General features: G+C 70.4%; 23 protein-coding genes and 1 tRNA gene. 17 read left to right on the top strand and 7 right to left on the bottom strand.

Annotation, left to right across the window (positions count from 1 at the left end; all coding sequences use genetic code 11):
• Nucleotides 1–144: 144 nt before the first annotated feature.
• Nucleotides 145–218: transfer RNA gene (locus ADL01_RS26575), tRNA-Met, on the top strand.
• A gap of 151 nt (nt 219–369) precedes the next feature.
• Here ADL01_RS26575 and hisN read toward each other — a convergent pair.
• The gene (gene hisN / locus ADL01_RS26570) at nt 370–1,170 is read right to left on the bottom strand and encodes a histidinol-phosphatase (protein WP_053744546.1); all 801 of its coding nucleotides are present in this window, start codon (nt 1,168–1,170) and stop codon (nt 370–372) included.
• A gap of 211 nt (nt 1,171–1,381) precedes the next feature.
• Between hisN and ADL01_RS26565 the strand changes: the two genes are divergently transcribed.
• Nucleotides 1,382–2,011, top strand: coding sequence for a TetR/AcrR family transcriptional regulator (locus ADL01_RS26565; protein WP_053744556.1), 630 nt, complete (start codon nt 1,382–1,384; stop codon nt 2,009–2,011).
• A 47-nt stretch (nt 2,012–2,058) separates the two neighbouring features.
• Here the strand turns inward: ADL01_RS26565 and ADL01_RS26560 are convergent, their stop codons facing one another.
• The 4 genes from ADL01_RS26560 to ADL01_RS26545 all read right to left on the bottom strand — a co-directional run bounded on the left by ADL01_RS26560 (nt 2,059) and on the right by ADL01_RS26545 (nt 5,705).
• The gene (locus ADL01_RS26560; RefSeq protein ID WP_053744545.1) at nt 2,059–2,382 is read right to left on the bottom strand and encodes a DMT family transporter; all 324 of its coding nucleotides are present in this window, start codon (nt 2,380–2,382) and stop codon (nt 2,059–2,061) included.
• Between the two features lie 103 nt (nt 2,383–2,485).
• Nucleotides 2,486–3,496, bottom strand: a complete 1,011-nt coding sequence (gene rsgA / locus ADL01_RS26555) for a ribosome small subunit-dependent GTPase A (RefSeq protein WP_053744544.1) — start codon at nt 3,494–3,496, stop codon at nt 2,486–2,488.
• A gap of 16 nt (nt 3,497–3,512) precedes the next feature.
• Entirely contained in the window at nt 3,513–4,853 is a 1,341-nt protein-coding gene (gene aroA, locus ADL01_RS26550) for a 3-phosphoshikimate 1-carboxyvinyltransferase (RefSeq protein WP_053744543.1), read from the bottom strand.
• 129 nt (nt 4,854–4,982) lie between these two features.
• A complete protein-coding gene (locus tag ADL01_RS26545) occupies nt 4,983–5,705 on the bottom strand; it encodes a M50 family metallopeptidase (RefSeq protein ID WP_053744542.1) in 723 nt (240 codons plus the stop codon).
• Nucleotides 5,706–5,755: 50 nt separating this feature from the next.
• Here ADL01_RS26545 and ADL01_RS26540 point away from each other — a divergent pair, with 50 nt between their 5' ends.
• From ADL01_RS26540 to rsrA, 4 genes are all read left to right on the top strand, one after another.
• Nucleotides 5,756–6,571, top strand: a complete 816-nt coding sequence (locus ADL01_RS26540) for an SOS response-associated peptidase (RefSeq protein ID WP_053744541.1) — start codon at nt 5,756–5,758, stop codon at nt 6,569–6,571.
• A gap of 1 nt (nt 6,572) precedes the next feature.
• A complete protein-coding gene (locus ADL01_RS26535) occupies nt 6,573–7,244 on the top strand; it encodes an alpha/beta family hydrolase (RefSeq protein WP_053744540.1) in 672 nt (223 codons plus the stop codon).
• Between the two features lie 276 nt (nt 7,245–7,520).
• Nucleotides 7,521–8,201, top strand: coding sequence for an RNA polymerase sigma factor SigR (gene sigR / locus ADL01_RS26530; protein WP_053744539.1), 681 nt, complete (start codon nt 7,521–7,523; stop codon nt 8,199–8,201).
• On the top strand, nt 8,198–8,491 hold the full coding sequence (gene rsrA, locus ADL01_RS26525; RefSeq protein WP_053744538.1) for a mycothiol system anti-sigma-R factor: 294 nt from the start codon (nt 8,198–8,200) through the stop codon (nt 8,489–8,491). The genes sigR and rsrA overlap by 4 nt, the downstream gene beginning before the upstream one ends.
• Nucleotides 8,492–8,589: 98 nt before the next feature.
• Here rsrA and ADL01_RS26520 read toward each other — a convergent pair whose 3' ends face one another.
• Nucleotides 8,590–8,955, bottom strand: coding sequence for a hypothetical protein (locus ADL01_RS26520; protein ID WP_053744537.1), 366 nt, complete (start codon nt 8,953–8,955; stop codon nt 8,590–8,592).
• A gap of 163 nt (nt 8,956–9,118) precedes the next feature.
• Between ADL01_RS26520 and ADL01_RS26515 the strand changes: the two genes are divergently transcribed.
• From ADL01_RS26515 to ADL01_RS26475, 10 genes are all read left to right on the top strand, one after another.
• Nucleotides 9,119–9,484: a hypothetical protein gene (locus ADL01_RS26515; protein ID WP_234354796.1), complete on the top strand. Its 366-nt coding sequence runs from the start codon at nt 9,119–9,121 to the stop codon at nt 9,482–9,484.
• Between the two features lie 34 nt (nt 9,485–9,518).
• On the top strand, nt 9,519–10,334 hold the full coding sequence (locus ADL01_RS26510) for a hypothetical protein (protein ID WP_053744536.1): 816 nt from the start codon (nt 9,519–9,521) through the stop codon (nt 10,332–10,334).
• A 116-nt stretch (nt 10,335–10,450) separates the two neighbouring features.
• The gene (locus ADL01_RS44010; RefSeq protein ID WP_107091001.1) at nt 10,451–10,633 is read left to right on the top strand and encodes a hypothetical protein; all 183 of its coding nucleotides are present in this window, start codon (nt 10,451–10,453) and stop codon (nt 10,631–10,633) included.
• Between the two features lie 18 nt (nt 10,634–10,651).
• Nucleotides 10,652–11,137 (top strand): roadblock/LC7 domain-containing protein, encoded by a 486-nt coding sequence (locus ADL01_RS26505; RefSeq protein WP_078960765.1) that lies wholly within the window; start codon nt 10,652–10,654, stop codon nt 11,135–11,137.
• A 182-nt stretch (nt 11,138–11,319) separates the two neighbouring features.
• Nucleotides 11,320–12,738, top strand: a complete 1,419-nt coding sequence (locus tag ADL01_RS26500) for an HD-GYP domain-containing protein (RefSeq protein WP_053744535.1) — start codon at nt 11,320–11,322, stop codon at nt 12,736–12,738.
• On the top strand, nt 12,735–14,003 hold the full coding sequence (locus tag ADL01_RS26495) for an HD-GYP domain-containing protein (protein ID WP_053744534.1): 1,269 nt from the start codon (nt 12,735–12,737) through the stop codon (nt 14,001–14,003). The genes ADL01_RS26500 and ADL01_RS26495 overlap by 4 nt, the downstream gene beginning before the upstream one ends.
• A 157-nt stretch (nt 14,004–14,160) precedes the next feature.
• The gene (locus ADL01_RS26490) at nt 14,161–15,141 is read left to right on the top strand and encodes a tetratricopeptide repeat protein (protein WP_053744533.1); all 981 of its coding nucleotides are present in this window, start codon (nt 14,161–14,163) and stop codon (nt 15,139–15,141) included.
• A gap of 145 nt (nt 15,142–15,286) precedes the next feature.
• A complete protein-coding gene (gene def / locus ADL01_RS26485; RefSeq protein WP_053744532.1) occupies nt 15,287–15,937 on the top strand; it encodes a peptide deformylase in 651 nt (216 codons plus the stop codon).
• A gap of 280 nt (nt 15,938–16,217) precedes the next feature.
• The gene (gene cyc1, locus ADL01_RS26480; RefSeq protein ID WP_078960767.1) at nt 16,218–17,303 is read left to right on the top strand and encodes an epi-isozizaene synthase; all 1,086 of its coding nucleotides are present in this window, start codon (nt 16,218–16,220) and stop codon (nt 17,301–17,303) included.
• Entirely contained in the window at nt 17,300–18,670 is a 1,371-nt protein-coding gene (locus ADL01_RS26475) for a cytochrome P450 (RefSeq protein WP_053744530.1), read from the top strand. The genes cyc1 and ADL01_RS26475 overlap by 4 nt, the downstream gene beginning before the upstream one ends.
• Before the next feature lie 29 nt (nt 18,671–18,699).
• On the opposite strand, the gene ADL01_RS26470 is transcribed toward ADL01_RS26475, so the two are convergent.
• Nucleotides 18,700–19,662 (bottom strand): GlxA family transcriptional regulator, encoded by a 963-nt coding sequence (locus ADL01_RS26470; RefSeq protein WP_053744529.1) that lies wholly within the window; start codon nt 19,660–19,662, stop codon nt 18,700–18,702.
• Between the two features lie 93 nt (nt 19,663–19,755).
• On the opposite strand from ADL01_RS26470, the gene ADL01_RS26465 reads away from it, so the two are divergent.
• The gene (locus ADL01_RS26465; protein ID WP_063783592.1) at nt 19,756–19,968 is read left to right on the top strand and encodes a hypothetical protein; all 213 of its coding nucleotides are present in this window, start codon (nt 19,756–19,758) and stop codon (nt 19,966–19,968) included.
• Nucleotides 19,969–19,978 lie beyond the last annotated feature (10 nt).

The following is a 19,978-nucleotide window of genomic DNA, read 5'->3' as shown; positions in this document are numbered from 1 at the left end:
GCTGAGGGGGCCTTGTCCTCAAGCGCCGGACGGGGTGGGGCGCCTGGGAAAGAAGGCTCGGGCTGAAGGGGCCTCGTCGTCAAGCGTCGGACGGGGTGGGATTTGCCTTGGGGGGTTGGGCTGGCGTAACGTTCTGTTTACCGACGCGGGGTGGAGCAGCTCGGTAGCTCGCTGGGCTCATAACCCAGAGGTCGCAGGTTCAAATCCTGTCCCCGCTACTTGAGGCCAAGGGCCGGAGTCCGATACAGGACTTCGGCCCTTGGTGTGTTTGGCGTGCCGGGCGCGCCGATCCGCCGCGCGGCCGTCAACGCGGCGGCCTGACGGAGTGTGTGATCGGGGCCGAGGGCGGAGTTCACGAGCGGGGGAGCTTCAGTAGCGCTGGTTCAGGTAACCCAGCATCTCGTCGTGCAGGTGGCCGTTGGACGCCGCTCCGTCTCCGCTGTGCGGGCCCGGGCGGCCGTCGAGGCCGGTGAACGTGCCGCCTGCCTCCGTGACGATGATCGCGTTGGCCGCCATGTCCCACAGGGACAGCTCAGGCTCCGCGCAGATGTCGATCGAGCCCTCGGCGACCATCATGTACGGCCAGAAGTCGCCGTACGCGCGCGTGCGCCACACCTCGCGGGTCAGGTCCAGGAAGCCGCCGAGGACACCCCGGTCCTCCCAGCCGGTGAGCGACGAGTACGCGAACGACGCGTCCGTCATCTTCGAGACGTTCGAGACGCGCAGCCGGGACGACGAGGAGAGGCTGCGGCCGGTGAAGGCACCGTGGCCCTTCGCCGCCCACCAGCGGCGTCCGAGAGCGGGGGCGGAGACAACGCCCACCACCGGCTGGAAGCCGCCCTCGCCCGCCTCCATCAGGGAGATCAGCGTGGCCCAGACGGGCACCCCGCGGACGTAGTTCTTGGTGCCGTCGATCGGGTCGATCACCCAGCGGCGGGGACCGGTGCCCTCGATGCCGTACTCCTCGCCGAGGATCGCGTCGCGCGGGCGGGCCCGCTGCAGCTGGCCCCGGATCAGTTCCTCGGCAGATTTGTCCGCCTCGCTGACCGGTGTCATGTCCGGCTTCGTCTCGACCTTGAGGTCGAGTGCCTTGAACCGGTCCATCGTCGTGGCGTCGGCAGCGTCCGCGAGGACGTGGGCAAGGCGCAGGTCATCGAGATAGTCGGGCATAGGCGAACCGTATCTTTCGAGCCTGTCGCAGGGCTACAGGGGACAGCAGCTGGTGCGGTTGCGTGCGGTTGTCGGCTCCGCCCTGTCCTGCTGGCCCGCCCCGGGGCCTGAATGTCTCTACGCGCCCCCCGGCGCTGTCACGAACCCTTGACAGTGACTCCCTGCGCGTCAAACCTAAGGCGCAGAGCCGCTCACCCCTGGGAGGCGGATGATGCCTGGAGCGCGGGATTCGTTGCTGGATGCCGCTTACGCGGCGCTCGGGCGCCGTCCCTGGTCCGCGGTGCGGATGGTCGACGTCGCGGCGGCGGCCGGAGTGTCCCGGCAGACGCTGTACAACGAGTTCGGCAGCAAGGACGGGCTCGCCAGGGCTCTGGTCCGCCGAGAGGCCGACGCCTACCTCGCCGGCGTCGAGCGGGCGCTGACCGGGCCCGCCGACCCTGGTGCCGGCGCCCGCGAGCGGCTCACCGCGGCCGCCGAGTGGACCGCGTCGGCCGCCCGCGACAGCGTCCTCGTGCGGGCCCTGCTGACCGGCAGCTGGAGTGAACGGCTGCCCTCGCCGACGCTGTCCGCCGTGCCGTCCTCCGCCATGGTGCCCGCACAGCGGCGGGCCGACGGGCCGCTGCCCTCGCCCGGCGAGTTCGTGATCCTGGTCAGGGACCGCGCCGTGACCGTGCTGTCCGGTGCCGGCGCGGCCAGGTCGGAGGCGGCCGAGATGTCCCGTACCTGCGAACTGGCCGTCAGGCTCGCCCTGTCCTGCGTCGCCGCGCCCCCGGGGGAGGGCGGCATCGGTGAGCTCGTGAACAGCGTGCTGCGGTCCTCGGACACCTCTGTGTGGAACTGAGCGGGCGGGGCGCGGGGCGGCGTTCCGTCGGTGTGATCCAGTGCTGCCTAGTGCGACGAGCCCGACAGTTGGAGGCCGACCACGCCGATGATCACCAGGCTGATCGAGACGATCTTCAGGACGGACACCAGGTCGTCGAGGAAGACCATCCCGTAGATCGCGGTGCCCGCCGCGCCGATGCCGGTCCACACCGCGTACGCCGGGCCCACGTCGAGCTTCTTCAGGGAGAGGGTCAGCAGGCCGAAACTGGCGAGGGCGAAGACGCAGAAAGCGACCGTCGGCCACAGGCGGGTGAAGCCGTGGGACAGCTTCAGGCAGACGGCGAAGCCGGTTTCCAGGAGCCCCGCCACAACGACCAGCAGCCACGCCATGTCTGTCCTCCCGTGAACCACGTCGACTGCTTCGGCATGCTTGGATCCGGCTCGGTGCGATTATGCACTTACCGGCCCTCACCCCTGCCAAACAACGCGGAGGTCAGTCGCCCTCCGTCCGCTCCCTCGTCGACAGCAGTCGGCGCAGGGAGTAGAGCCGCGCCGGATCGGCGTGGCCCTTCTCCACCCACTCGTCAAGCGCGCAGTCGGGCTCGTCGTGACTGCACGCGCGCGGGCAGTCCTCCGTACCCGGTTCGAGGTCGGGGAAGGCGTGGATCACGAGGGACGGGTCGACATGGTGCAGCCCGAACGACCGTACGCCCGGGGTGTCGACCACCCAGCCCGCGTCGTCCGGGAGGGGGAGGGCCAGGGCGGAGGTCGTGGTGTGGCGGCCCCGGCCCGTCACCGCGTTGACGTGACCCACCGAGCGGCGCTGGTCGTTCGGCACCAGGGCGTTGACCAGGGTCGTCTTGCCGACGCCCGAGTGGCCGACGAACGCCGTGATCTTGCCGTCCAGTTGCTCGCGTACGCGGGCCACGGCGGCCCCGCTCTCCAGCTCCTGACGGCTCGTGACCACGTACGGGATGTCCAGGGCGCCGTACAGCTCCAGGAGCTTGTCGGGCGGGGACAGGTCCGACTTGGTCAGGACCAGGAGCGGGGTCAGGCCGCCGGCGTACGCCGCCACCAGACAGCGGTCGATCAGGCGGGGGCGGGGTTCCGGGTCGGCCAGCGCCGTGACGATGGCCAACTGGTCGGCGTTCGCCACGACCACCCGCTCGTAGGGGTCGTCGTCGTCCGCTGTGCGGCGCAGGAGCGAGGTGCGCGCTCCGATGCGGACGATGCGGGCCAGGGTGTCCTTCTTGCCGGAGAGGTCTCCGATGACGGACACGTGGTCGCCGACCACCGCGGCCTTGCGGCCCAGTTCGCGGGCCTTCATCGCCATGACGATCTGGTCGTCGACCAGGACGGTCAGCCGGCCCCGGTCGACGGTGAGGACCATGCCGTCGGCCGCGTCCTCGTGCTTCGGGCGGATGTTCGTACGGGGTCGGTTGCCCTTGGGATTCGGGCGGGAGCGGATGTCGTCCTCGTCGGTGTTCTTGCCGTAGCGGCGCATGATTCCGGTCCGCCCGTCAGTTCCCGAGCATTCCGGCCCACAGATCGGGGAAGTCCGGGAGGGTCTTCGCCGTCGTCGCCACGTTCTCGATCCGTACGCCCTCCACCGCCAGTCCGATGATCGCGCCGGCCGTCGCCATACGGTGGTCCTCATAGGTGTGGAAGATGCCGCCGTGCAGGGGGCGCGGGCGGATGTGCAGGCCGTCGGCCGTTTCGGTCACGTCGCCGCCGAGTTCGTTGATCTCCTTGGTCAGGGCCGCCAGGCGGTCCGTCTCGTGGAGGCGCAGATGGGCCACCCCGGTGAGGGTGGAGGGGGAGTCCGCGAGGGCCGCGACCGCCGCGATGCCCGGAGTCAGCTCGCCGACCTCGCTCAGGTCCACGTCGATGCCGTGGATCGTGCCGGAGCCGGTGAACTCCAGCCCGTACTCGGTCAGTTCGCAGGAGCCGCCCATCTCCGTGAAAATCTCGCGGAGTCGGTCGCCGGGCTGGGTGGTGCGGGCCGGCCAATCGGGGATCGTGACCTTGCCGCCGGTCACCAGGGCCGCCGCCAGGAACGGCTGGGCGTTGGAGAGGTCCGGCTCGATCGTCAGGTCCCGGCCGAGCAGCGCGCCCGGCGTGACCCGCCAGACGTTCGGCTCGCCGCCCGACTCCGGGGTGTCCACCTGGGCGCCGACCGCGCGCAGCATGTCGACCGTCATCCGGATGTGGGGGAGGGAGGGCAGGGTCGCGCCGGTGTGGCGGACCTCGACACCCTGGTTGAAGCGGGGCGCGGAGAGAAGCAGGGCGCTCACGAACTGCGACGACGAGGACGCGTCGATCGACACCGGGCCGCCCTCCAGGGCCCCGCCGCCGTGCACCGTCAGCGGGAGTGCGCCGCGGCCCTCGTCGTCGATGCGGGCGCCGAGGGCGCGCAGGCCGTCGATCACGCCGTGCAGCGGACGCTCGTACGAACGCGGGTCGCCGTCGAAGCGGATGGGGCCGTCGGCGAGGGCGGCGACCGGGGGCAGGAAGCGCATCACGGTGCCGGCGTTGCCGACGTCGACCGTGGCGGGCCCCTGCAGACCGGAGGGGATCACTCGCCAGGCCTCGCCGGAAATGTCTGGGCTTCCCGCGACGGACGAGCTCGAGGACACCGTCTCCTCGATGCCGACGCCCATCGTGCGCAGGGCGCCGGCCATCAGGAGGGTGTCGCGGGAGCGGAGGGGGCGGCGGAGCCAGCCGGGCTCCGAGGCGAGGGCGGCGAGGATGAGAGCGCGGTTGGTGACGGACTTGGACCCGGGCACGTGGACCGTCGCGTCGACGGCTCCGCTCGCGTGCGGGGCGGGCCAGAGGGCGGTGTCTGTGGGGTTCGGGGCCATGGCCCCACTTTAATGGCGGTTCCTTGTACCGGGTTTAGCCGGGGATTGCGGGTTTTTTGTCGGCCGCGTGTGCGTCGTGGCTGGTCGCGCCCTGCGGCGGAGCAGCAAGGAGACCCCTGCGGTGCCCGTCTACAGCCCCAGAAGCCAGCGCCCCCCGCCTATCAGCGAGCACAGGCTCACCGCGTGGAACAGGAACAGCCACAGGCCCGCCGGTACGTGCGTGAGGCGGGACAGCTGGTCCGCGTCCGAGTCGCCCGCGCCGCCCCTTCTGCGCTTGGCCTGGAGTTCGAAGGCCGGGCGGACTCCGCCCAGGAGCAGGAACCACACCACCGCGTAGGCGAACGCCGCCTGGATCTGGGGGCCGGTGAGCCAGGACACCAGCACGAAGGTGCCGCCGGTGACGAACACCGTGAGCGCGCCGTACGCGTTGCGGATCATCACCAGCATCGCCAGCAGCAGTGCCGTGGCCAGCCACAGGAGGGCGGTGATGTGGCCGGCGGCGAGGAGCGCGGCGCCGCCGAGGCCGAGCAGCGGGGGAGCGGTGTAGCCGAAGGCGGCCGTGAGGATCATGCCGATGCCGTGCGGCTTGCCGCGGCTGACGGTGAGGCCGCTGGTGTCGGAGTGCAGGCGTATGCCGGTGAGGGTGCGGCCGGTCAACAGCGCGACGAGCCCGTGGCCGCCCTCGTGGGCGATGGTGATGGCGTTGCGCGAGAGGCGCCACAGGGGATGCGGGACGGTCACGGCGAGCGCGGCGACCAGGGTCGCGATCACCACCCACAGGTCGGGGTCGGGCTGGCTGCCGAATACTTCGTCCCAGAGGCCGGCCAGCGAGGTGAGTGCGGTGCGGTCCATTGGGGGTGGAGGCTCCCTAGCGTTGCTTCGAATCTGGCAGTGTGGCACGTATGTGCGGTAGGTATGCAGCGAGTCGGGCGCCCGAGGATCTCGCGGGAATCTTCGAGGTCGGCAAGTGGGAGCCCGAGGAGACACTCGCCCCTGACTACAACGTGGCCCCGACGAAAGAGGTCTATGCGGTCCTCGACCGTCCTGTGAAGGACGCCGAGGATCCGAAACCGGTTCGGCAGCTGCGGAAGCTGAAATGGGGGCTCGTCCCGTCCTGGGCCAAGACGCCCGAGGGCGGCGCCCGGATGATCAACGCGCGCGCGGAGACCGTCCACGAGAAGCCCTCGTACCGTCGTGCCTTCACCAGCCGGCGCTGCATCCTGCCCGCCGACGGTTACTACGAGTGGGTCACCGGGGTCGGCGAGCGCGACCTGGAGGTCGAGGGTAAGAAGAAGCGCCCGCGCAAGCAGCCGTACTTCGTGACGCCCGCCGACGGGTCGGTGTTCGCGATGGCGGGCCTGTACGAGTTCTGGCGGGACCGGACCCTGCCCGACGACCACCCGCAGGCCTGGTGGGTGACGTGTTCCGTCATCACCACCGAGGCCGAGACCTCCCCGCTCGCGGTCGCCCCCGCCGAGGGCCCACGCGCCCTGGCCGACATCCACCCCCGGATGCCCCTCATGCTCACCCCGGACCACTGGGACGCCTGGCTCGACCCGGCCCGTACCGATGTGGACGACCTGCGCGAGCTGCTCGCACCGCCCCCCGCCGGGCTGATGCGCGCGTACCCCGTCTCCACGGCCGTGAGCAACGTCCGCAACAACGGGCCGGAGCTGCTGACCGAGCTGGAGGGTCCCGAAGAGGGCACACTCTTCTGATGTGAGCCCTTCTGAAGCGAGCCCTTCCGACACGCGTCTAGAGACCGTCGAGACCGACGCGGGCACCGCCCGCGTCACCTGGCGTCCGGCCGCGCGGGCCCGCTTCGTCCTGGCCGTCAGCCACGGCGCCGGCGGGGGCATCGAGGCGCGGGATCTCCAGGTGCTCGCCGGGGAGCTGCCCGCGCAGGGTGTCACCGTGGCGCTCGTCGAGCAGCCCTGGCGGGTGGCCGGGAAGAAGATGGCGCCCGCGCCGAAGACACTGGACGTGGGCTGGCGGGGAATCTGGCCCGCGCTTGCGAAGCCCGGGCTGCCGGTGATCGCGGGCGGGCGCAGCGCCGGGGCCCGCGTGGCCTGTCGTACGGCCGGGGAACTGGGCGCCGTGGCCGTCCTCGCGCTCTCCTTCCCACTGCACCCTCCCGGCAGGCCCGAGAAGTCGCGGGCCGCTGAACTGCTCGGCGCCGGGGTGCCCACCCTTGTCGTCCAGGGCGGCAATGATCCGTTCGGGAAGCCGGACGAGTTCCCGCCGGGGGAGCACGAGTTGGTGGAGGTGCCGTACGGCGATCACGGCTTCGCCGTGCCGAAGCGGGCGCCCCTCGGGCAGGACGAGGCGTTGGCGGTGATCACCGGGCGGGTCGGGGAGTGGATCGCGTCACTCGGACCGTCGCTCGGGTGATGGCCGGGAATGCTCGGCGGCGGACCACTGTTGTGCGGATCAGACACCACGAGCGTGGGGTGACCGTTCGTACGAGAGGAAGTCCGCCGCATGGGTTCGACCATCTGCCCGAATCGTCGCAGCAGCGCTGACCTGGACTGGACGGTGCTGTACGCGTCGAAGACCGGCCCGATTCGGGCGGCGGGCGGACACAATGTTCATGCCTCTGAGACCGCAGGTCGTCTATCCTCCGATTCGAGTGGGATCGGTTTCGGTTCCATCACGTCGTCTGAGGAGGTGGGTCCGGTCACTGGGACCGACGCGGGGACCGAACACGGTCAGGCGGAGCAGCCCGAGGGCCCGGGCAGGAGCGAGTCGACCGTCGAGCGCAGCGCGCGCTTCGAACGGGACGCGCTCGAATTCCTCGACCAGATGTACTCGGCCGCGCTGCGCATGACGCGCAATCCGGCCGACGCCGAGGACCTGGTGCAGGAGACGTACGCCAAGGCGTACGCGTCCTTCCACCAGTTCCGTGAGGGCACCAACCTCAAGGCGTGGCTGTACCGGATCCTCACGAACACGTTCATCAACTCGTACCGCAAGAAGCAGCGCGAGCCCCAGCGCAGTGCGGCCGAGGAGATCGAGGACTGGCAGCTCGCGCGTGCCGAGTCGCACATGTCGACCGGTCTGCGCTCCGCCGAGTCGCAGGCGCTCGACCACCTGCCCGACTCGGATGTCAAGGAAGCCCTCCAGGCCATCCCGGAGGAATTCCGCATCGCGGTCTATCTCGCGGACGTAGAGGGCTTTGCGTACAAGGAGATCGCGGACATCATGGGGACACCCATCGGTACGGTGATGTCCCGGCTGCACCGCGGCCGTCGCCAGCTGCGCGGCATGCTGGAGGACTACGCCCGTGACCGTGGCCTGGTCCCGGCCGGTGCCGGAGAGTCGAACGAAGCGAAAGGCTCGGGCTCATGAGCTGCGGAGAGCCGCACGAGACGGACTGCAGTGAAGTACTCGATCATCTCTACGAGTTCCTCGACCGGGAGATGCCGGACTCGGACTGCACCAAGTTCGAGGTCCACTTCGAGGAGTGCTCTCCGTGCCTGGAGAAGTACGGGCTCGAACAGGCCGTGAAGAAGCTCGTCAAGCGCTGCTGCGGTCAGGACGACGTGCCGACCGACCTGCGCGCCAAGGTCATGGGACGGCTCGACATGATCCGCTCCGGGCAGGTCGTGCCCGATCACGACGTGGCTGCCGAGAGCTGACGAGACGAGAGCTGACGAGATCGGCCGTCGTCGGGCGTTGCCGGAGGTTGTCGGACGTTGTCGGCCCCGCGAAAGCGGGGCCGATCGCCGTTTTCGGGTCAGACGTCCAGGCCGCTCTCGATCCTCTTCAGGCTGTGCCGGGCCAGGGCCAGGTTGCTGCGCGACCGGTCGAGCGCGACGTACAGGAAGAGCGCGCCCTTGCTGCTGGCCAGCGGGCGGATCAGGTGGTACTGCCTGCCCAGCGTGATCAGGATGTCCTCGATGGTGTCGTCCATGTCCAGCGAGGCCAGCGTGCGCATCTTGGACCGTACGACCTCGGTGTTGCCCGCCGCCGCGAGCTCCAGGTCCAGGCCGGGGCCGCCGCCGAGCGTGCCGAGTGACATGCCGCTGTCGTAGTCGACGAGCGCCACTCCGAGCGCCCCGTCCACCGTCATGACTTCCTTGAGCGCTGTCTCGATGTTCATTCTGCTGCCCCAATTCCTCGGTGACGCTGACTGGTCGCTGTCCGTGCAACTACGATCGAACTCAAGCCACTTGCTGGTCGTGAAACATCAACTTTGTTGTGCGTTACGTAAGTTGTCGCTCAAAGTACTGTGCGGCGGTCGTACGCGAAGGGGGATTGGCGAAATGTCGACGGCAGTTGAGGCTTCACTGGCCAGGTTCCTCGACTCCCCCGGTGTCACCGGTGTGGCCCTCGTCGACGCGGTCACCGGCCTCACCTACGGAGTGGCGGGAGACACCGCAGAGGCCGGGGACGGCCAGGAGAGCTCCGAGTTCGCCGCCCTCGTCGCCGAACGGCTGGGCAGGGCGGGCGCCGAGGGTGAGTTGGAGAGCGTCGTCACGACCAGCGTGCGACGCCATCAGGTCCTGGTCACGGTGGGCCGCCCCGCCGGTGATCCGCTGCTGCTGACCGCCGGACTCGACCGAGAACAGGCCAATCTCGCCCTCGCCGCGCGCGGTATCGGGGACCTGGCCGGCGAGGTGCTGGCATGACTCTTACAACGTGCGCGAGAGCGCGGGTGGGTGCATGAGTGCGTCCGCCGCGCGCAATCTGCCCGCGCTGCTGCTGGAGCTGCGCGAGGAGGGATTCAGCGGCACGGTACGGGTCGCGGGCACCCCGGGTGGCACGATTCAACTGCGTGACGGCCTGGTGGGAGCCGTCGAGACACCGGGTGCGCCGACCACCACCTCGGCCCTGCTGACCTCGGGCCGTATCGGCGACGAGGACTGGCTCGCCGCGTGCGCCGCGCAGCGGGACGCCGATCTGCTCGGTGAACGCCTGGTGGCCGACGGCCTGGTGGGCGCCGCCGAGCTCGAAGTCATCTGTGTGGCCACTGTGTTCGACGGGGCCTTCGCCATGTCGCTCGGTGCACCGGGCGGTTGGGAGCTGGCCGACCCGGAGCCGACAGTCCTTGCCCGACCGGGCGTGGAACCAAGGCAGTTGGCCGACGAGACGACACGGCGCATCGCACTGCTCGGCCGCCTGTGGGGACCTCCGGGCGATCTCGCCCGCGTGCGTCCCGTACCGGGTACGGGAGTTGTGGAGGGGCCGCTGTCCGGGCGGCACGAAGACATCCTGAACCAGGTCAACGGGCGCCGTACGGCCCGGGACCTGGCCTTCGCGCTGGGACGCGGGCTGTACGCCGTGATGCTGGACCTGATCCGCATGCAGACGCTCGGGCTCCTCAGGTGGGAGACCCCGGCCGTCCTCGGCGGTCGGCCCAGCACGGCGCCACGAGTCACCAACGGCCGTACGTCGGCCGCCGGCCTGCCGCCGGCGCCGTCGAGAACCGAGCCGCTGCCCAGGCGTATGCCCCGTGGCGGAGAGAAAGGGGGGAAGTGAGTGCGGACGATGGAAGAGATGGCCCAGGCACCGACCGAGGTGCCGACAGCGGCACCGACCGGGGCGCTGACGGAAACACCGAGGCGAACGCTGACGCGGACGCCGGGGGAAGCGCGGTGGACCGCGACGACGGTGTGACCACACCCCCTCTGCCCGTACGGAGGCCACTGCCCGTACGGGGTGCGGCGAACCCCGCCCTGCTGGGCCCCACGGCCGAAGAACTGGCCGCCGACCAACCCTCTCTCGAGACGCTACGGCGGGTCCGGCGCGCGTTACGCGCTCTCCCGGAGCCCGACTGACCGCAAGGAGTACGTCCCATGGGTCCCCTGAGCCCGCTGAGCCCCCCGAGTCCCCCAAGTCCCCCGAGTCCTCTGAGCGACAACCCCGACCCCCAGCCCCCGCAGGCCTCCCAGGCCTCCCAGGCCTCTCAGTCCTCCCAACTGACCGACATCCTGGTCTCGTTGCGGGATCGGGTGATGGGAGTCTCCGAGACCGTTCTGTCCACGGTGGACGGCCTTCTCGTCGTGGCCGACGCGGAAACCGTGCACCCCGAGTCGGTCGCTGCGCTCGCCGCCGCGACGCTCGGAGTGAGCCGTCGCATCGCCGACCAGGCGAAGGTCGGCGCGTTGCGCGAAGTGGTCGCCCGGTGCGGTACCGGGCATGTCATCGTCCTGGCCGTCGGCGAACGCGCGCTCCTGACCGTCGTGGGCGACGACGGGCTGGACATGGCCGCGTTCCAGCGTGAATCCCCGGCCACAGTCGAGGAGTTGACCAAGGTGCTGGCCGCGGATGTGGCGTACTGAGACGGGTCTGCCGAGACGTGGGCCGGGGCTCACTCTAACGGGCTAATCTGCGGTTCCTGAGGCCTGAGATTCGCCCAATGCCTCCGTACGGCCGCTGCGGGCCGCCCTATCCTCCATGTCCCGGGAGCCGGAACAGGCCTGTGCCGAATGTCGGCCCGGCCGGGACTCGGGGAGGGAGCGCCATGCGGTCGATCACACCGTGGGCGCGTGTCTACGTCGTCGCCGTCGCCACGGGGGCCGTCCTGTGTGCGGCGCCCGTCCGGTTCGCGCACACCCCCTGGGGCGCCGTGGCGCTGTTCGTGGCGCTGTGCGCCGCGTGCGAGCAGCTCGCGGTGGGCCGGTCCGGCGTGGGCCGGGGGTACGAGGGCCCGGGCGCCGCCGGCCTCGGGGGCGGCGGCGGTCCGCCCCGGTGGCACACGCCCGTCCTGCTCGCCGGTGCCTTCCTGCTGCCGCCCGGGGCAGCCGCGCTCGTGCCGCTGCCGGGCGCACTGCTGGTGCGGGGCGGCGAGCACACGCCCTGGCCGCGCAGGCTCTGGCGGGCCGGACAGCTCGGGATCGGCGCCTGGACGGCTTCGCGAGTGCACGGGGCGCTCGGCGGGCCGGACACGGTCGTCTCCCGCGACTTCCCGTACACGCTGGTCGCCGCCGGGGTGTCCGTGGTCGCGTTCTGCCTGGTCCTGGCCCTGCTCGACGGAGGGATCCTGGCGCTCGCCGAAGGGGTGCCGGTACGGCTGGCCTGGCGGGGACTGTTCGTACGGTCACTGGTGCCGGTCGGGGTGCACGGGCTCGCCGGGCTGATGACGGCGGTCCTGTGGCGCAGCCCGTACGGGCCCCTCGCCGCGCTGCTCGTGCTGCTGCCGATGTGGGTGTCGTGGTGGGTCTTCGCGCAGTACCACCGGGAGCGGGCGGCCCACCAGGCGACGATCAGGGCGCTCGTGCAGGCCGTCGACATCAAGGACGGGTACACGCGCGGGCACAGCGAGCGGGTCGGGCAGGCGTCGATGATGATCGCCCGGGAACTGGGCATGGACGACGAGCGGGTGGAAGTGCTGCGGTTCGCCGGAATCCTGCACGACGTCGGCAAGCTGGGCGTTCCCACGAGGCTGCTGCGCAAGGACGGGCCGCTGACGCCCGAGGAGCGGCGCGTGATCGAACTGCACCCGGAGTACGGACACGAGATGGTCCGGGGCATCGGCTTCCTCGGGGAGGCCCGGTCGGCGATCCTGCACCATCACGAGCGCCTAGACGGGACCGGGTACCCCTACGGGCTCGTCGGCAGCCAGATCCCCGAGTGCGCGCGGGTGGTCGCCGTCGCGGACGCGTTCGACGCGATGACGTCGACCCGCTCGTACAGCAGGGCCCGGCCGGTGCCGGTGGCGCTGGCGGAGCTGGAACGGTGCGCGGGCACCCACTTCGACCCGGTGATGGTGCGGGCGCTCGTGCGCGGGCTGGAGCGGCGGGGCGGATGGCATCCGGCGGTCACGGCGGACGCGGGCCGGGCGCCGGGTGACCTGCCGCCCGCCCCACCTGTTTCCGGCCGGGCCGGAACGCGCCCCGACGGCGTCCCCGGCCAGGTCGGCAGCAAGGGCAGGGCGACATGAGAACACTCGTTCACACCACCGCGGCCCTCCTCACCCTTGTCTCCCTCGCCCACACCCTCTGGTCCGGCCTCGACGAACGCGCCGTCGCGCTCTCCTTCGGGCTGCTCGTCCTGCTCGGGGAGCTGACCCGGTGGAGCGGGCCCGAGTCCCGGGAGGCGGCGCCGCTCGCCGCCGCCGGGGCCCTGTCGTACGCGCTCCTCGGGGAGGACGCGGGGCGGCCCACGCACCACGGGGCGCTCCAGGTCGTCACGGTCGTCGTCGCGGCCACCCTCGTCGGGTGCGTGCCGCACGTCGCGCGGGGACAGGGGCCGACCGCCGACCATCTCGCCCGCCGGGTGCTCACCGCCGGGTTCGCCGCCGTCTGCTTCCAACCCCTCTACAACCAGGGCGTGTTCGATGCCTGGGGCGGCCCCGGGACCGACCCCGGCCCTGGCCCCGGCCCTGACCCCGGCCCTGTCTACGTACTGCTGCTCGTGGCGCTGCTCGGGCTCACCTCGCTCTGCGACGCCGTACTCGCCGCCGCGCTCGCGCACGCGCGCACCGGCTGGCCCTTCGGTCCGCTGCTGCGGGACGAGCTGCGGGCCATGCTGGGCATCGGGACCGCCGTGTGCGCCACCGGGGTGGTCATGGCGCTCGCCGTCGCCGTGATCGGGCTGTGGGCGCTGCCCGTCTTCTCGCTGCCGCTGCTCCTGACCCAGTTCGCCTTCCGGCGGTACGCGGCCGTGCGGGCCACCTATCGGCAGACGATCGCCTCCCTGGCACGCGCCACCGAGATCGCCGGGTACACCCCGGCCGGGCACGCCCGGCGGGTCGCGGTGCTCAGCCGGGCGGTGGGGCGGGAGCTGGGGCTGTCGGAGCCGGAGCTGACCGTGCTGGAGTACGCGGCCCTCATGCACGACATCGGGCAGCTCAGCCTCGTCGACCCGGTACCCGCCGGGGCCACGGCCGCGCTCCCCGCGGCGGAGCAGCGCCGGATCGCCCTGCTCGGCGGGGCCGTCGTACGGCAGACGGGGGTGGCCGCGGCCGTCGCCGTGGTCGTGGAGCGGCAGGCCGATCCGTACCGGGAGCAGCCGGTCTCCGCGTGTGTCGTGCGGGCCGTCAACGCGTACGAGGAGATGGTGCGGGACGCCGGAGCGGGCGGACCGCTGCGGGCGCTCGAGGAGCTGCGGCTGGGTACCGGCCGGGACTATCGGCCGGAGGTGGTGGAATCCCTCGCCCGGGTACTCGCCAGGAATGGCGGACTCGTCCACGAGCGCATGGGCTGAAGGTGGTGGTGGGACAGGGATGGACGGTCTTACGCTGCCCCGGGTTGGGTAACCCATGGGTAATGAGCGCCCCTCCAGCGGTCCGTGGTTGGATGCGAGGGAGAGGCTGTACGGGGGCAGAAGCCGGCCCACTCCACGGCACTGGCAGGCGGGAATCGTGAGGATCTTCGGCAAGGGGCGGCACCGGCCCTCCGCCTCATGGCGGCAGGCCACCGATCGCGCGTTCACGCTGATCGGCGACGGGCGGTACGAGGACGCGGGCGCGTTGCTGACACGTGCCGCCGATCTTGAACCCTGGCTGTCCGAGTCCTGGTTCAATCTGGCCCTGCTGCACAAGTTCCGGCACGACTGGGAGCAGGCCCGGGCGGCCGGTCTGCGCGCCGTCGCGCTGCTCGACCGGGAGACCGGGGCCCCCGATTGGTGGAACGTGGGCATCGCGGCCACCGCCCTCCAGGACTGGCCGCTGGCCCGGCGGGCCTGGCAGGCGTACGGGTTGCGGGTGCCCGGCGGTGCGACGGCCGCCGGTGAGCCCGCCGGGATGGACCTGGGCAGCGCGGCCGTACGGCTGTCGCCGGAAGGTGAGGCCGAGGTCGTGTGGGGGCGACGGCTCGACCCCGCCCGTATCGAGGTGCTGTCGATTCCGCTGCCGTCCTCCGGGCGGCGCTGGGGCGAGGTCGTGCTGCACGACGGGGTGCCCCACGGCGAGCGGACCACCGCGGCCGGGCACTCCTACCCCGTCTTCGACGAGATCGAGCTGTGGGCGCCCTCGCCGGTGCCCACCTGGGTGGTCCTCCTGGAGGCCGCGTCCGAGGACGACCGGGACGCCCTGGAGCGGCTGGCGTCCGACGCCGGGTTCGCGGCGGAGGACTGGTCGTCGTCGGTGCGGTTGCTGTGCCGCATGTGCTCGGAGTCGCGTATGCCGTCCGACGAGGGGGACGGGGAGCATCTTGATCCGCACGATCACAGTGAGCCGGGGCATCCCGGGCCGCTGGGGCATCGTACGGACGGGCAGTTCTGGGCGCCTGAGCGGGAGTGTGGCATTGCTGCCCCGGCTTCGTTGGTGAGGGGGTTGCTGGACGGGTGGGTGGCTGACAGTCCGGAGACTCGGGATTGGCGGGATCTGGAAGAGGTTTGTTAGGGGGTGCGCGGACCGTATTCGGCTGCGGGTTCGTCGTGGCTGGTCGCGCAGTTCCCCGCGCCCCTACGGGCGCGCCCCTGCGGGGCGCTGCCCGTACGCTGTATTCGCAACTCTCCCCGGTTTTTGTAGGAAGGCATACGTCGGCATGGCGCAGCAGGACACCGATCAGCAGCACGTGGGCGTGCTTCCCGTGGACGACGAGGGATTCGTCATCGACACCGAGGACGGCGAGGAGCGTGAGGCCGCCTGGCGCGAGCGGGGGACCTCGCGGCCCATCACGGTCGTCGGAAACCCGGTGCTGCACAAGGAGTGCCAGGACGTCACCGAGTTCGGCGCGGAGCTGGACCAGCTCGTCGCGGACATGTTCGCCAGCCAGCGCACCGCCGAGGGCGTGGGCCTGGCCGCCAACCAGGTCGGCGTCGACCTGAAGGTCTTCATCTACGACTGCCCGGACGACGAGGGCACCCGGCACACCGGCGTCATCTGCAACCCGAAGCTGGTCGAGCTGCCCGCAGACCGGCGCCGGCTGGACGACAGCAACGAGGGCTGCCTCTCCGTGCCGACCGCGTACGCGCCGCTCGCCCGGCCCGACTACGCCGAGGTGACCGGGCAGGACGAGAAGGGCAACCCGATCAAGGTGCGGGGCACCGGGTACTTCGCGCGCTGTTTGCAGCATGAGACCGATCACCTGTACGGCTACCTGTACATCGACCGGCTCTCCAAGCGCGAGCGCAAGGACGCCCTGCGGCAGATGGCCGAGAACGAGCCCCGCTACCCCGTGGTCGCGAACGACTGAGAACTCCTGAGGCACACGAACACGAACGGCCCCTGACCCAGGGGCCGTTCGTGTTCGTGTCGTACGTCCGATCGAGAGTCGGACCCAAGTGTCCTCCTGGTGATCCAGAACCAGTCAGGCGTGAGGGGATTCTCGGCAGCTTGGGGTAGTGAAGGAAGCAAATCCGTTCCCAGAATGGTCAGTTGTAGTGCTGAATGGGAAGTGCGGGGATACGCAACGGCGCACGCCCGGCACAGAGGGAGGGGTGTCGCGCCAACTCGCGGCTGAGAGGGGTTTGTTCGTGCCTGCTTTCCCATACAGCACCTCACCGGCGACACCCGCGGTAGCGATCCCACCGTCACTGGCTCTGCCGGTGATCGAGGCGGCGTTTCCCCGGCAACTGCACCCGTATTGGCCCCGACTGCAGGAGAACACCAGGAGCTGGCTGCTGGAAAAACGCCTCATGTCGGCCGACAAGGTCGAAGAATATGCCGACGGCCTTTGCTATACCGACCTCATGGCCGGCTACTACCTCGGCGCTCCGGACGACGTTCTCCAGGCGATAGCGGACTTCAGTGCCTGGTTCTTCGTCTGGGACGACCGCCACGACCGGGACATCGTGCACGGGCGGCCCGCTGCCTGGCGACACCTCAAGAACCGGCTCCACTCCGTGCTGGACGCTCCTGGGCTGTATCTGTACCACCGGGATCCGCTGGTCGCCGGGTTCGCGGACAGCGTGCTGCGGCTGTACTCGTTCCTGGGCAGGAGGTGGAACGCCCGCTTCGCGCGGCACTTCCACGGGGTGATCAAGGCGTACGACCGCGAGTTCCACAACCGTGCAAACGGAATCGTTCCCAAAGTCGAGGAATACCTCGAACTGCGGCGGCTCACCTTCGCGCACTGGATCTGGACCGACCTCCTGGAACCGTGCGCGGGTATCGAACTCTCCACCGCCGTGAGGAAAAACCCCGCATTTCATCGGGCGGCGCTGCTGAGCCAGGAATTCGCCGCCTGGTACAACGACCTCTGCTCATTCCCGAAGGAAATCGCGGGCGACGAGGTCCACAATCTCGGTATCAGTCTCATCAGGCACGAGAGGCTGACACTCGAAGAAGCCATAGCGGAACTCAGGAAGCGAGTCGAGGACGTCGTTCTCGAATTCGTCGCGGCGGAACAGGAAGCGCGCCGTTTCGCCGAATCACTCGACGACGGCAGTGTGCGGGGACGCGAAATGAGCAGCGCCGCCATCGCCTGCCTCGGCAATATGCGGAACTGGTTCAGTTCCGTCTACTGGTTCCACCACGAGTCGGGCCGCTACATGGTCGACAACTGGGACGACCGCTCGACACCCCCCTACGTCAACAACGAAGCGGCAGGTGAGAAATGACCGTCGAATCAGTACGCTCCGCGTCCCCCGACGTCAGGGAGCTGCCCGATCCGCCCTACGCGGGCGGCGGCGTCCCGCTTCTCGGTCACGGCTGGCAGCTGGTCCGCGACCCGCTGGGCTACTTCGCCCGGCTCCGCGACCACGGCGACGTCGTACGGCTGAAACTCGGCCCCAAGACGGTGTACGCCGCCAGCTCGCCGGCACTGGTCGGGGAACTCGCCCTCAACCCCGACTACATCATCGGCGGCCCGCTGTGGGAGTCCCTCGAGGGGCTGCTCGGCAAGGAGGGCGTGGCCACCGCCAACGGGCCCACCCACCGGCGTCAACGGCGCACCATCCAGCCCGCGTTCAGGCTCGACGTGCTCCCCGAGTACGGGCCCATCATGGTGGAGGAGGCACGCGCGTTCGCCGGGCGGCTGCGGCCCGGTGCGGTGATCGACTGCACCTCGGAGTCCTTCCGGGTCGCCGTGCGCATCGCGGCCCGCTGTCTGCTGCGCGGCGACTACATGGACGAGCGCGCCGAACGGCTGTGCGACGCGCTCGCCACGGTGTTCCTGGGGATGTACCGGCGCATGGTGATCCCGGCGGGACCGCTCTACCGGCTTCCGCTTCCGGCCAACCGCAAATTCAACCGGGCCCTGGCCGATATGCATCTCGTCGTCGACGAGATCGTGGCCGAACGCCGCGCATCCGGTCAAAATCCGGACGATTTGCTGACGGCGTTGCTGACGGCGAAGAACGAGAATGGCGACCCCATAGGCGAACAGGAGATCCATGATCAGGTCGTCGCCATAGTCACCCCGGGTGCCGAAACCGTCGCCTCCACGATCATGTCGTTGCTCCAGGTCCTCGCCGAACATCCGGAGCACGCCAACAAGGTGGCCGAGGAGGCCGAATCCGTCGGGGGCGACCGGCCGGTCGCATTCGAGGACGTCCACAAGCTGGCGCACACGAACAATGTCATCGTCGAGACGATGCGTTTGCAGCCGCCCGTCTGGATATTGACGCGCCGGGCGGTGGCCGACACCGAGCTGGGCGGCTATCGGATTCCGGCCGGTGCCGATCTCGTGTACAGCCCGTACGCGATACAGCGCGATCCGCGTTCGTACGAGCGGAACACCGAGTTCGACCCCGACCGCTGGCTTCCGGAACCCGTCAAGGACCTGCCCAAGTACGCGATGACGCCGTTCGGCGTGGGCAACCGCAAGTGCCCCAGTGATCACTTCTCGATGGCCATGCTGACCATCCTCACGGCAGAGATGGCCAGGAAGTGGCGGTTCGAACGGGTGCCCGGATCACGCGACGCGGTGCGCGTGGGCATCACCCTGCACCCGGACCGGATGCTGCTGCGGGCGACCCCGCGCTGAAGGGGTCCGACGGCGGTACAGGCGTACGCTCAGGCGGCCTCCGGGCCCTTGAACGTACGCCGGTACGCCTGCGGGGTGGTCCCCAGTGACCGTACGAACTGGTGGCGCAGCGCCGCCGCGTTGCCGAACCCGGTGCGCCAGGCGATCGCGTCCATCGTCTCGTCCGTCGCCTCCAGCAACTGCTGTGCCAGCAGCACGCGTTGCCGCAGAATCCAGCGGTAGGGCGTGGTGCCGGTCTCCTGCTGGAAGCGGCGGGCGAAGGTGCGGGGCGACATGTGGGCGCGCTCGGCGAGCTGCTCGACGGTCACCTCCTCGTCGAGATGGCGCTCCATCCACACCAGGACCTCCCCGACGGTGTCGCACCGCGACCGGGGCAGGGGCCGCTCGATGTACTGGGCCTGCCCGCCGTCCCGGTGCGGCGGTACGACCATCCGGCGGGCGATGGCGTTGGCGACCTCGGGCCCGTGCTCCTCCCGTACGAGGTGCAGACAGGCGTCGATCCCGGCGGCCGTCCCGGCGGAGGTGATCACCGGCCCCTCGTCGACGTACAACACGTCCGGCTCGACCCGGACCCGCGGATAACGCCTGGCCAGCTCCTCGGCGTGCCGCCAGTGCACCGCGCACCGCCGGTCGTCCAGCAGTCCCGCGGCGGCGAGCACGAAGGCCCCGGAGCAGACGCTGAGGATCCGGGCGCCGCGCTCCACGGCCCGTCGCAGGGCGTCCAGCAGCTCCGGCGGATACTCGCGGGCCGCGTAGGTCTGGCCGGCCGGTACGGCGATCAGGTCGGCCGTCTCGAGACGCTCCAGCCCGTGTTCCGTGGTCAGGGAGAAGCCCGCGTGCGTGGTCAGCGTCGGGCCCTCGGCCGAGGCGACCGCGAAGTCGTACACGGGCAGGCCCTCGTCGCTGCGGTCGAGGCCGAAGACCTCGCAGACGACGCCGAGTTCGAAGGGGTTCACGCCGTCGAGCAGCGCGACGGCCACGTTTTCGAGCATGGTCCCAGTATGCCGCGGCATTGGCAGGAAATCGATGGTGTGCGGCAGTCCTGCCACTGACGGCCAGGAGTGTTCAGGACAAGACTGATGTCCATGAACACAGCAACGGACAACATCGTCGGAACGCTCTTCGTCGTCGCGATCTTCGTGACCCTCGCCCTCCCGGCCCTGCTCGGCCTGGCCCGCGACCGGCGCATCGATCGCCAACTGCGCGAGGCCGAGCAGGCCCGGCAGGCCCAGGACGCCGACCGGGCGGCCCGGGTCCGCCCGGCCATCACCGCCCGGGACGTGATCCGGGCGGCGTGAGCGTCGACCG

Source organism: Streptomyces sp. NRRL WC-3618, from assembly GCF_001280005.1.
Taxonomy (GTDB): domain Bacteria; phylum Actinomycetota; class Actinomycetes; order Streptomycetales; family Streptomycetaceae; genus Streptomyces.
The sequence above is the reverse complement of the archived record's forward strand: the minus strand, read 5'-3'. Positions and strand labels throughout refer to the sequence as shown.